The sequence below is a fragment of the Roseivirga seohaensis subsp. aquiponti genome (assembly GCF_001267955.1).
GTDB classification, from domain to species: domain Bacteria; phylum Bacteroidota; class Bacteroidia; order Cytophagales; family Cyclobacteriaceae; genus Roseivirga; species Roseivirga seohaensis.
The window spans coordinates 38,701-51,649 of sequence record NZ_JSVA01000003.1 but is presented as its reverse complement, the minus strand read 5'-3'; the positions used below and the strand labels follow the sequence as shown (position 1 = coordinate 51,649).

7 protein-coding genes are annotated in these 12,949 nt (G+C 40.7%); 4 read left to right on the top strand and 3 right to left on the bottom strand.

Annotated elements, in window-relative coordinates; translation table 11 throughout:
• Nucleotides 1-97: 97 nt before the first annotated feature.
• A complete protein-coding gene (locus tag OB69_RS01575; RefSeq protein WP_157608465.1) occupies nt 98-3,184 on the bottom strand; it encodes a hypothetical protein in 3,087 nt (1,028 codons plus the stop codon).
• A gap of 195 nt (nt 3,185-3,379) precedes the next feature.
• On the opposite strand from OB69_RS01575, the gene OB69_RS01570 reads away from it, so the two are divergent.
• Entirely contained in the window at nt 3,380-3,763 is a 384-nt protein-coding gene (locus OB69_RS01570) for a hypothetical protein (RefSeq protein ID WP_053221942.1), read from the top strand.
• A 952-nt stretch (nt 3,764-4,715) separates the two neighbouring features.
• On the opposite strand, the gene OB69_RS01565 is transcribed toward OB69_RS01570, so the two are convergent.
• Complete coding sequence (locus tag OB69_RS01565; RefSeq protein WP_053221941.1) at nt 4,716-6,599, bottom strand: YfbK domain-containing protein; 1,884 nt, start codon at nt 6,597-6,599, stop codon at nt 4,716-4,718.
• Between the two features lie 94 nt (nt 6,600-6,693).
• On the opposite strand from OB69_RS01565, the gene OB69_RS01560 reads away from it, so the two are divergent.
• Nucleotides 6,694-7,281 carry an RNA polymerase sigma factor gene (locus OB69_RS01560; RefSeq protein ID WP_071426676.1) on the top strand — a complete coding sequence of 196 codons (588 nt, stop codon included), beginning with the start codon at nt 6,694-6,696 and terminating at the stop codon, nt 7,279-7,281.
• Nucleotides 7,265-8,581, top strand: a complete 1,317-nt coding sequence (locus tag OB69_RS01555; protein WP_053221939.1) for a TonB family protein — start codon at nt 7,265-7,267, stop codon at nt 8,579-8,581. The genes OB69_RS01560 and OB69_RS01555 overlap by 17 nt, the downstream gene beginning before the upstream one ends.
• Before the next feature lie 133 nt (nt 8,582-8,714).
• Here the strand turns inward: OB69_RS01555 and OB69_RS01550 are convergent, their stop codons facing one another.
• Complete coding sequence (locus OB69_RS01550; protein ID WP_053221938.1) at nt 8,715-9,659, bottom strand: hypothetical protein; 945 nt, start codon at nt 9,657-9,659, stop codon at nt 8,715-8,717.
• A gap of 180 nt (nt 9,660-9,839) precedes the next feature.
• Between OB69_RS01550 and OB69_RS01545 the strand changes: the two genes are divergently transcribed.
• Nucleotides 9,840-12,944: a WD40/YVTN/BNR-like repeat-containing protein gene (locus OB69_RS01545; RefSeq protein WP_082338026.1), complete on the top strand. Its 3,105-nt coding sequence runs from the start codon at nt 9,840-9,842 to the stop codon at nt 12,942-12,944.
• Nucleotides 12,945-12,949: the final 5 nt, after the last annotated feature.

Genomic DNA, 12,949 nt, shown 5'->3' with positions numbered 1-12,949 from the left:
GACACCAACTGTTTTAACGGTTTCATTCTTATGCTGTAAAGCAAAAAACCCAAAGCATTGCTGCTTTGGGTTTTTGATTCCTAAGGTACTTGTAAGCTTAAAAGCCTGGTAGTAACTCAATATTAAGCCCATCTACATAAGCTTTATAGGCTGGCCAATCGGTTTTGAAGAAAGCATTGATTTCACCAATCACTTCATCGGCTTTCTTTTCAGCATTGGCCAAGGCAAAGCGCATGCCCTGCGTTACTGGATCATAACTTCCGCCCATTTTACCTCTAATAGTTCCTAAATAACTCGATAGAACGCTCTTGTCATTTCGTGAACCTTGTGTGATTTCAGCGTAAATCAATCGATTCAAAGCCGTTAGCTTTTTCTTGATTTCAGCATTCTTAGCTTTTAAAGCTGCATTATCATCAGCAAAACCATCTATCAAACCAACGCTTTTCGTAGCGGCTTGCAAACGATCAATGGCCTCGGTAACAGGCGCCAAGAAATCATAGTATTCTTGAATAAATTGCTGCTTTGCCTCAATCTCGTTCATGTCCCATTCTGGTGAACGAGGATCTTTCATGACCTTAATCGTTTGGCTACTTGAAGCATTTCCCTTTGTCATTTTAACGGTATATGTACCTGGCAACACATCGTAACCACGTGGTGGTGCAGCGCCTTCCCGGCTCGGGCCAGAACCCGGCTGACGAACGCCATCGCCTTCAAAACCCCAGTACATACGATTTAAGCCTTTATCGGCAGATTGATATAAAGTTCTTACTACTTTACCTTGAGCATCAGAAATTTCAACTTTTACACGACCTGCATCTTTAGCATAGTAGTTAATTGCTGCACTAAATGGTTTGTTCTCTCCCATAAACAGCCCGTCACCTGTACTTCTGTAGCCCATGTACTGCCCAATAATAGCATTCGTAGCATCAGGGATTGGGAACAAGTGAAGGTTTTCTGCCATCAGCTTTTTCATACCCATTGTAGTCGCTTCGCGCAGCGGACGGATATCGTCCAAAATCCAAAGTGCCCTACCGAAAGTACCGATGATCAAATCATGTTCTCTTGGGTGAATTTGAAGGTCCATCGTAGGCACTGTTGGGTAACCATGAGTCCATTTCTCCCAAGTAGCAGAACCATCCATACTCACGTAAAGTCCACCTTCAGTACCTAAAAACATTAGATTTGGTTCGATTGGGTCTTGCACAAATGAAAGCGCAAAACCGAAGACATCATTGTTATCCACAATGCGTTTCCATGATTTTCCGTAGTTGGTTGTTTGGTAAACATAAGGCTCCCAATTGTTTCTTCTGTGGTCGTCAAAAACCACTACGGCTGTTCCTTCATCGTAAGTACTTGGCTTGATTTGCTGCACCCAAGTGGCATCTGGCAAACCCTCGAACTTTCCTGCGCTGTTCTCCCATTTTCCACCGCCATCTTGCGTCAATTGAACATTACCGTCATCGGTACCTACCCAAATCACACCTTGCTTTAATGGGCTCGGCTCAATCACGGTAATTGTAGTGTGCATTTCTGCACCCGTATTATCATAATTCAAGCCTCCTGTATCAATTTGTCTTTGCTTTTCAGGATTGTTGGTGGTCAAATCTGGAGAAATGATTTCCCAATTTCTACCATTATCGATAGACTTGAAAAGGTATTGCGCACCGATATACACAGTCTTTTTATCGATCGGATTCACATTTACCCCTGCATTCCAATTCCAGCGTAATTCAACGCCATTAGGATGTTCCGGTCTAATGCCCACCATTTCACCCGTTACTCTATCGTACCGCTGAATGTTGGCACCTTGACTCAATGAATAACCATAGCGAAAATCAGTAGGGTCTGGCACCACATCGAAGCCATCGCCACCTACAATTCTTTCCCAATAACCGTTTCTAATTCCTCCGTTTTTCAACAATTGACTTGGGCCTAACCATGCACCATTGTCTTGCATTCCACCCATTACATTGTATGGGTATTCCATATCGTAATTCACATGGTAGAACTGCCCAATTGGTAAGTTCTCAGAATATTGCCATCGCCCTCCACGGTCGGTGCTCAAAACTAAACCACCATCGTTACCTAAAACCAAAAAGTTCGGGTCATCTGGGTGTACATACCAAGCATGATGATCGACATGGATAATGCCTGAATTCACAAAGTTTTGGAAGCTTTTACCACCGTCTTCACTGGAAGTAACTTGCGTATGCAGAGAGTAAACTCTGTTTTCGTTCTGCGGATCTACATAAATGTCGGCATAGTAAAACGGACGGCTACCAATGCCTCTATCGTTCTTGTTAGAAATTCTATACCATCTTTCTCCCCCATCGTCTGATCGGTAAATGGCATTTTCTTTTGATTCCACCCAAGCATAAATTCTATCGGGCATAGAAGGCGCAATGGCCAAACCAATTCGACCTAAATCGCCCTTCGGCAAACCATGCTCCGCAGTCTTTCTTTTCCAAGTTTCACCACCATCGTAGGTAATGTAAATACCCGAAGCTGGACCGCCAGAATTGAAGAACCAAGGCCACCTGCGATGTTCCCACATGGCTGCTACAATTTTATTAGGATTAGTAGGGTCGATAACCATATCGGCAATACCCGCACCCGGACCTCCATAAAGTACTTTCTTCCAGTTTTTTCCGCCATCGGTAGATTTAAAAACACCGCGTTCTTCGTGTTCGCCCCAAGGAGAACCGATTGCGCCTACCCAAATGGTATTCGGGTCGTTAGGGTGAACAATAAGACGATGGATATTGCTGGTTTTTTCTAAGCCCATGTGCTCCCATGTGCGGCCTGCATCTAAACTGCGGTAAACGCCATAACCAGAGTTGATGGAGTTACGAGGGTTTCCTTCGCCCGTACCTACCCAAATTACACTCGGGTTAGATGGATCGATGGTCACCACTCCGATAGAGGCTACATCCTGGTCATCGAAAATCGGTTCCCATAAGGTGCCTTGGCTGGTAGACTTCCATAAACCACCAGAGGCAGTTCCTGCATAAATAATGTTTTTGTTCGACCGAACTACATCGATTGAAGTGACCCTACCCGACATTCCTGCCGGACCGATAGAACGTGGTTCCATGGCTTTGAATAAGGAAAGGTCGGTTTGCGCTGTGGCCGAAGCGACACACAGACATAAGAATAAAAGTGTAAATAGATTTCCGAGCTTCATTGAGAAAGGATTTTGTTTATTTATCAATGGCTCAAGGTAAAACTATCTCAAGGTTTTTGCGGGGTGGAATTTTATTAGTGGCGTGTGAAGCGGTATTTCATTTATCCAAAACCTCGAAAAGAAATTCTAATTAGTTTATATTAACATCGAAGTAAGCGGAAAAAATTATTTTGAAAGAGTTAAGTTGAATTGACTATGGCATTAAAATTATCTCAGGACGAACTACCTCCTAATTTCGAAAATTGGTTTTCATTTTATGTTTGTTTAGCTTCCTTAGATGACGAGGTGAGTTTCAATCTATACTTTCAGAAAGACGGAAAACATTATATGGGAGAATATCACATGTCTTCTGTTGCTAAATTAGCATTGGAAGAAATTATACAAAACAAACTTACGGCTCAACAACTAGATGAGATTATTGGCAGGCTGAAGTTCACTGATACTGGGTTATCTAATAGCCTAGGAAACACGCTACAATACTTATACGATACTGAGCGATCTTTTGAAAGAAACTTAGCACAGTTTGAGTTCTCTAGAAGCGATATGTTCAAAGTAATGAATAACATAAATGAACAATGAATTAGATAATATTCTTATGACACGTTAACCCTCTCGGTTAGGTCATTGCGAGAAATAAGCGTTGCATCAGCAACAGCTTATGACGAAGCAATCTCTAGCAATCGTTACCTAAAAAAGAGATTGCTTCACGTAAACACCTTCACTTCGAAGAACTAAAGCAGGTTCGCAATGACGGCTAAATGAAGCCCATTCGGAGCGTCATTCCGTAGGAATCCTTTCACGTTCCACAAGTCAAGCCTTTCTGTGTTTCTGAAAAATTCCGAAGTCTCGGAGCCTACGGGATGACTTAACGCAGGCTATTGGTACTTTGATATATTTCAAATACCACAAACCTTAAGATATTACGCCCCTTCAGGGCTGGATTTACTTTATAATGATCATGGAATGGGCTGCGCCCATTCCTGTGATATTCCGCCCCGTTGGGGCTACAAAGGTGTCGTCCCGCTGGGGCTTAATGTAGGGTGGATATTTCTCTTCTGTGGTGCAAATATGCCACCCTGATGGGGCTTGAGTTTTGGACAAGTATTCATTTTTCCTCCTGTGGCAGGTTCTCCGAACCCGTGACCACTATTATTCAAGGACTCTGTCCTTGAACGGATACCCCTTCATAAAATCGGAATGCAAATAACACAATCGCTATGGGTCGCCCCGATGGGGCTTAATACATGATTCATACTTATTTACGCTACAAACTGTTCGCCCTTACAGGGCTTTTTTTCACAAGTATTCAGCTAGTCTTAGCCCTGAAAGGGCTTAACAGCTTAACGAAGGGTGTAACCCTTTGGAAAACTCGACTCTATATTCAAGAAAGTCCTGTAGGGACGAGATAAACTAATGCAGCTGTCTGTTCATGGCTCTAAATAGAAAATTCGGGAAGAATCAAAAAGACCTGTCAGATTTTGGAAACCTGGCAGGTCTTTTACTTAGCGAAACCTTTTAGCTACGTTTTTACTTAGAATAAGCCTGCCATTTCAACCAACCTGATAAACTCAGCACGATAGCCTTCTTTGTCTTGACCTTTTGCACCTTTGGCCAAGTGGATTACCGTATTGAAAGTCAGGTTATTTTTGTATTCTGAATTGCGAAGTAGCATCCCGAAACCAGCCACAGCAGCCGACCAACGGAAGTTCTCTGAGGTGTCGGTCAGTTTCACAGATTCATTTTTAATGACTTGCTGCAACAAAATACTGGTATCTCCATCAGGCTTTTTGTATCTAAGTTTCACAGTCATTAAGTCTGTCGTATTTCCTGTGGTTTGCTTCAATTCGTTATTCTGGTATTTCAAATCGTCCAACGGTTTGAACTGACTGTTTACACCTACTGGAATAACTTCATACAAGGCGGTTACCGTATGGCCAGCACCTAATTCTCCAGCATCCTTTTTATCGTTATTAAAATCTTCATCATTCAGTTTTCTGTTCTCATAACCAATCAAACGATAGGCTTGTACAGTGGCTGGATTAAATTCTACTTGAATTTTAACATCCTTGGCAATGGTAAAAAGCGTTCCTCCAAACTCGTTTACCAATACTTTTTTGGCTTCCAAAATATTATCAATGTAAGCATGGTTGCCATTTCCTTTGTCGGCCAAAAGCTCCATTTTAGAGTCTTTGTAATTGCCCATTCCGTAACCTAAAACAGTCAAGAAAACGCCTTCATTACGCTTCTCTTCAATCAAGTCTTCCATGGCTTTATTACTGGATGCTCCTACATTAAAGTCACCATCAGTAGCCAATATCACGCGATTATTTCCTTCCTTCAGAAAATTCTGCTTCGCGATTTTGTAAGCCAGTTCAATACCAGCCCCACCAGCCGTTGAACCACCAGCATTCAATTTATCCAATGCCTCTATAATCTTGATTTTTTCCTTACCCGAAGTAGAAGGCAGCACCTCTCCTGCTGCACCCGCGTAGACCACAATGGCCACATGATCTTCTTCACGCATTTGGTTCACTAAAAGCTTCAACGATTTTTTGAGCAAAGGCAGTTTATTGTCAGCACTCATCGAGCCCGACACATCGACCAAGAAAACAAGGTTGGCAGGCGGTAATTTATCTACCTCAATCTTCTCTCCTTGAATTCCTATATGAACAAGTTTATGCTTGGTATTCCAAGGCGCATCAGATACTTCATGCTGTACTGCAAATGGATGTTTCCCTCTCGGTTCCTTATAATCGTAATTAAAGTAATTGATCATTTCTTCAATTTTTACAGCATCCTTCGGAGGCACTTTCCCGTCATTAATAAACCTGCGAACATTGCTATATGAAGCCGCATCTACATCAATAGAGAAAGTGGAAAAAGGATTCTTCCATGGGGTATTGAAGCCATTTTCTTTTATTTCAGCATAATCTTCCTGACTTAATTCTTTTGGATACTGGTAAGCTGTAGAAAAGTTATTCTCAGGTTGCATGTACATTTGGGAAGAGATATCGATCTTCATTTCTTCTTGATCTGCTATAGCTCCAATCCAGATTTTCCTTGTTTGTTCTGCTTCCATTTGCCCTTTTACTATGATTTCTGCCATTTCCTGTTCATCTACTTTAAGGCTAACATTGATTACCGATTGTTTTCCTACTTTTACTTCTTGGGTAATATAGCCCAAGTGCCTAAAAATCAATACCGTTTCGTTATTGGGTACGGTAATGCTGTACTTGCCATTAGCATCCGTGGAAACACCTTGGGTAGTCCCTTTAATCAATACAGATACTTGAGGTAGCGGAAGGCTATTATCAGCACTTTTCACAATCCCTGTGACTTCTTTTTGAAAATCTCTGGCTGGGCTGTTGTGGAAAATGCCAGTGAACAGCATCATTACTATTATTAAATTCTTCATGACTAAAAGGTTTATGTAAAAAATTCTTTAACCTTGAGATGCACGGTTCTTGAAGATTCCATAAAAGCAGAGAAAAAAATTCATTTTTAATCCGTTGTTCTCGAAAAAACGAACAGATATCGCCCAGAAGACTGACCTAGAGCTGATTTTCGCTTATCAAGAAGATCAGGACAATAGGTGGCTTGGTGAGTTGTATAAGCGCTATATGAACTTAGTTTATGGAGTTTGTTTGAAGTATTTAAAAGACCGCGATGCAGCTCAAGACATGGTGATGCAGGTTTTTGAGAAGTTGCTTTCGCAGCTACAAAATCAAAAAGTAGAGAACTTTAAAAGCTGGCTGTATGTACTCACCAAAAACGAATGCTTAATGCTGCTCAGAAAACAAAAGTCGCAAGGGCATTCTGTAGAAAATGGAGAAGCCGTTATGGAAATTGCCTTGGCCGTGCATCATGATACCGAGCCCAATGCATTGGAAAGTGATTTGACTAAACTGGAAGACTGCATTAGTCAACTAAATAAAGAACAAAAAGTCTGTGTACAGTTCTTTTATATAGAAAAGAAGAGTTATCAAGAAGTAGTAGCATTGACAGGTTTTGATTTAAAGAAAGTGAAAAGCTACATTCAGAACGGACGTAGAAATTTAAAAATATGTGTAGAAAATCTTCGTGAAAAAGAAGCATAACCATATTGAACAATTGACTCCCAAAGTATTAGAAGCCTATAAAAAAGGACTTTTAAATGCTGAGCAACAACATCAGGTTGAAAAACTGATGTTGGAAGACCCGTTCTATACCGATGCATTAGAAGGCTGGGAAGGAATTTCAGAAACCGACCTAAACACAGACTTAACCAAGCTTGAAAACCGTTTAGATCAACGACTGGATGAAAAAGAACGAATCGGTTTCTGGACAACTACCAGAAGATTGGCCGCCACTTTATTGATTCTAATTACGGCATCCTTTGCCTTCTTCTGGTTACAGAAGAAGGATGAAGCACCTGAAAAATCCACTGCAAAAAAAGAAGTTAAAACCGAGACAAGACCAACCACGGATAGTCTTGAATTTATCAATCCAGATCAACTGGAAAAACCAAAATTAATGGCATCACACACCGATGCTAAGCCAAAGACAATGACGCTCCCCCCTATTGCCGATGAAGAAGAATTGGCAGAGGTGGTATTTGATATGAGTATTGAAGCTGAACCAGAAAAAGCCGATTTAAAAGCTCTTTCAAAAGCAACAGAAACCAATACTGCAAAAGCAAAAATGGAAGAGGCCGTGAGAATGGAAGCTGCTAAAACCCTAGCCGAAGAAAAAGCTGAAGCTGAAAGTGCCAGAGCTATGGACATTCAAAGCATGCTTCAAAGTCGAGTGGCTGGAGTTAAGATTGATGAACCAAAAATAACTTTAACGGTTGTTGATGCCAGTGACCTTTCCCCCTTGCCTCAAGTGTCAGTTATAATCAAAAACACAACCCAAGACATTGCCACAAATATTCAAGGCAAAGCAGAAATTTTAGCTGATACTTCGATTACATATGTCATTCGCCATTTAGGCTATGTTACTCAGGAATTTAGATTGAACGATCTTTCTAAAATGAATGACACTATCCGAATGGAAGCTGATGCTACCTATTTAGCCGAAGTGGTAGTTACTGGTCATATCAAAACAAACAGAAAAGAAGGCCTCAATAACCATAAAGCAGAGCCAATTATAGGAAGAGCCCATTATAGAAAGTACTTGGAGGAAAACATCATTTACCCCAAGGGTGGGATAAAAAACAGAGGGGCTGTTCGAGTAGAGTTTACCATTAATTCTGATGGCTCATTGAGCAATTTCGAAATCAAGAAAAGCTTAGGGCAGGTTTTTGATGAAGAGGCTATACGATTGATAAAAGAAGGTCCAGCTTGGCAAGCAGCTACGGATGAAAATGGGGCTTCAAAAGCTTCAACAGAAACTATTCGGGTGGTTTTCAAGCCATAGGCATTAGAGACCTCCAAAGAAATAACTTTAGGATAAAACCCTCCAAAAGTTTTCATTCATAACTCTGCTAAACTCAATAGCTTCTGATGAGATAAGCGCATCAACTTTTGGAGGGTTAAGTACGAACTAAGCCTTAAAGTGAATCCCATAACTTTCTGGGAGGAACCATAAAGATAGAAAAACGCAAATAGCTTGAGTCTTTAATATCATACTCACCTATCGCCTTCTTGATCCTATCACCAGGGTTCACCGTAAAGTACGTCAGGTTATGAACGTAACCCACATCAATACCCATCCAAAGCCAATCATGAATTTCTTGCTCTAGTTTGAGTTTAAAATAAATATCGGCCCTCTGAAGAGTAATCAAATGTGCTTCATTTTTCAGGGCATCTGTAAGGTTAAATCTCCAGTTCACCAACTCAGTTTGATAAATAAAGTACGTGCCCTTTTTCCAATGGTATCTCAAATTAATTGAACTCGGTAAAATAGCTTCAAATAAGATTTTATCAGAAAGTTGCTTTTTGTAAGTAAATGTTGGATAGATATTTAAAAGCCCCAAAGCGTAATTCACTACACCACCATAGCCAACAATTGTACTCTCATTCAATTGTTTGCTGTATTCTCCCATTGCCAAATACCTGCTCGAAAACCGGTTAATACTCCAGGTATCACTGGCCAGTTCAGTTAGAACAATCAGAGAGAATTTTTTCTCTTTTGAAATGTTCCTTTGATATAGAAAATTAAGTCCAGCATTATTGAGGTGATTGTTATTCAAAAAATTGAACAGTTCTCCTTGTTGGCCTGTCCCAACACCATAGGATTGTTTATAATACTTAAACTGAAAGCCAAAAAGTGTTTTTTCCTTTAGAATAAGCGGCACCCCTAACCTCACTCTCAGCAAGTTATCTTTAGCTATACTCGATATGGAGTTATTTTCACCAACAGGCTTCTCATAAGCTTCATAATTAGAAAGATATTCGGAAGTAAACTCAACTACCTTAGGTCGATAAGTAATAATGTCTTGAGCATTTACACCGATAGTTAAGAATAGAAAAAGGAAAGAAAGTAATAGTCGCATTAAAGGCTTAAGTCTAATCCAGAACTGACCAGGTTTCGAGATTCATTCAACTCGCAAGTAAGAGAAAAGTTCTGAATAATCATTAACCGACAATCCCTGCTCACCGCTCTTAAAAAATCAATCTTGCCGTTTAATTCCTTTGCTTATCTTGATTTCCAAAATCAATTCAAATACTTAACTATGAAACGACTCCTATCTTTATCAGGACTGTTAATCATCTTATTCTCTACCCAAGTTATGGGGCAAATCAAATCAGAAACCTACGCTGATTTAGACCTCAGACATATTGGCCCAGCCAATATGAGCGGAAGAGTAGTAGATTTAGCCGTACAAGAAAGTGACCCTTATATTTTCTACGTGGCCACCGCTACAGGCGGAATGTGGAAAACCACAAACAATGGTGTCACCTTTACTCCAGTTTTTGAAAATGAAACTACCCACTCAATTGGAGCTATTGCACTAAACCAAAGCAATCCAAACATCATATGGGTCGGAACTGGTGAACGTGCCAACCGTCAAAGTTCTTCATGGGGAGATGGTGTTTACAAATCTACTGATGCAGGTAAAACCTGGACCAATGTAGGCTTAAAGGATTCTCATCATATTGGCAGAATTGCATTGCACCCTACCAACCCAGACATTGCCTATGTAGCAGCAATGGGACATTTATGGGGCCCAAATAACGAAAGAGGTCTTTACAAAACCACTGATGGTGGTAAAAGCTGGGAGCGCATTATTTATGTAAATGACGATACAGGAGTTGTAGATGTGGCAATGGATCCAAGCAACCCTAATATTTTAATTGCAGCCACTTACCAAAGAAGAAGAAGGCCTTATGGTTTTGATGGTGGTGGACCAGGAAGTGGATTACACAAATCTACCGATGGTGGTAAAACATGGAAAAAACTAACGAATGGTTTACCTGAAGGTGAGTATGGCCGTATTGGTATTTCCATTTATGGAAAAAATTCGAATATCATTTATGCTTCTGTAGAGCAAGGTTTCCAATACAATGCTTCTACGGCTTACAACGAGCGTAGAGCTGGCTTATACCGTTCTGACGACAAAGGTGAAACCTGGAAATTTATGAGTGATTGGAATCCAAGACCAATGTACGCTAGTCAACCATATGTAGACCCAAATGACGATAAGCGTATTTACATGCAAAACCAGTTCAGTTATTCTACGGATAGCGGAAAAACGTTCACTGCTCCTCGTCAGTCATTGCATGGTGATGACAGAATTGTTTGGGTAAATCCTAACGATTCTCGTCATGTAATCAAAGGTGATGATGGTGGAATTGGTATTTCTTACGACCAAACCAAAACTTGGCTATTTGTTACCAATTTACCAGTAAGTCAGTTTTACAGAATTGCAGTAGATAATGCAGAACCATATAATATTTATGGCGGATTACAAGACAATGGTAGCTGGGTAGGCCCTAACGCTACTTACAACAGTGATGGAATTCTTAATTCAGACTGGAGAAGAACTGGTGGTGGAGACGGTTTCTTAAGTTTACCACACCACACCCAAGAAGGCGTGATGTATGGTGAGTCTCAATATTTAGGGCTTTTCAAACTAGATTTAAACACTGGTCAAAGAAAATCAATCAGACCAGGCGACCCGAAAGGCGCTATTGGCGCAAGAAGAAACTGGGATTTCTGGGGACCAGGTTTGCCTGAGCCAGATTTGGAGAATGCCATGGCTCCAGCCAACTGGGACGGACCTTTCTTCCTTTCTTACCATAACCCTAATACAATTTATGCAGGTACTAACGTGCTTTGGAAAAGTACAGATGGCGGAAACTCATGGGAATCTTTGGGTGATTTAACCACCAAGGTAAACCGTAGAGATTTAGAAATCATGGGGAGAAGAGCTACAGAAAACACAGCTTCATTAGATGATGGAATTCCGTACTACCCTACCCTTACTGCAGTGGCCGAAGATCGCTTTACGCAAGGCTTGCTTTATGCAGGAACAGATGACGGATTGCTTCAAGTGTCGAGTGATGATGGCCAAACATGGACGGATGTTACTTCAAAACTGAGTGGCTTGCCAAAAGAAACGTGGATTAACACTATCGAGGTTTCAAGCCACAATGCAGGAACGGCCTATGTAGCCATTAACAATTACAGAAATAACGATTTCAAAAACTATGTATACAAAACTGTTGACGGTGGTAAAAACTGGACTTCAATTACAGGAAATCTACCAGCAGATCGTGTAGCGAGAACTTTAAGAGAAGACCCTAAAAACCCAAGCTTACTTTATTTGGGAACTGAATTAGGCCTTTTCATTAGTAACAATGGTGGTAAAAACTGGATTGAGCTGAAGAACAATATGCCGACTTTGCCTTTCAATGATCTAGTAATTCACCCAAGAGACAATGATTTGGTTTTGGCTACGCACGGGCGTGGCGTTTGGATTTTAGATAACCTTAACTCAATTCAAGAACTCACTACTTCTGTAGCCAACCAAGATGCTGCCCTTTTCAGCATTGATAAAGGTGTAATGATTAATTATACAAGCGAAGGTGCTCATGTGGGTGATATGTTCTTTAGAGGTGAGAACCCAGTTCGAGGAGCAATCATTGATTACTACTTAAAAGCACCAGTAAAGGAGAGCGAAATTTCATTGACGATTCACGATACGCATGGCAATTTGATCAAAACTTTGGATCCTGACACTGTTGCAGGTATTCAGCGCGAAGTATGGGACATGAATTATGAAAGCTTTGCCCCTGCTTCTACCGCAAATACAGGCGGAGGAGGCCGTAGAGGGTTCGGTTTAAATGGACCAAAAGTAATACCTGGAAATTATGTAGCTAAGTTAACCGTAAAAGAAAAATCCTATTCTCAAACATTTGTAGTAGAAGATGACCCAAGATTGAATATCGATATTGCTGATAGAAAAGCGTGGACAGCCAAATTGATGGAAATTGGTGAGTTTTCTTTGAAAGCAACCGAAGCCATGGGTGAACTTGCTGAATTGCAAAGACACCTAAGTCAGTTAGACAGAAAAAAGGTAAAGTATGATGAGGCTGCTGCTAAAGAAATTAGAAATGTAGCTGGATTGTATACTGAATTGATGAGCCGAGTAAGAGGCGTTTACTTTGGCGCTTCGGGCTGGATTGGCCAAATCACTGGCGATCAGCAAGCACAATTCGATTACTTGCAGGAAATGCTTGTTAAGTTAGAACCGAAGAAAAAAGCAGTATTGAATGATACTGTTAAAAAACTCAATAAGAGTTTAAGTAAAGAAAATAGATATACAGGTCAATAATTTTA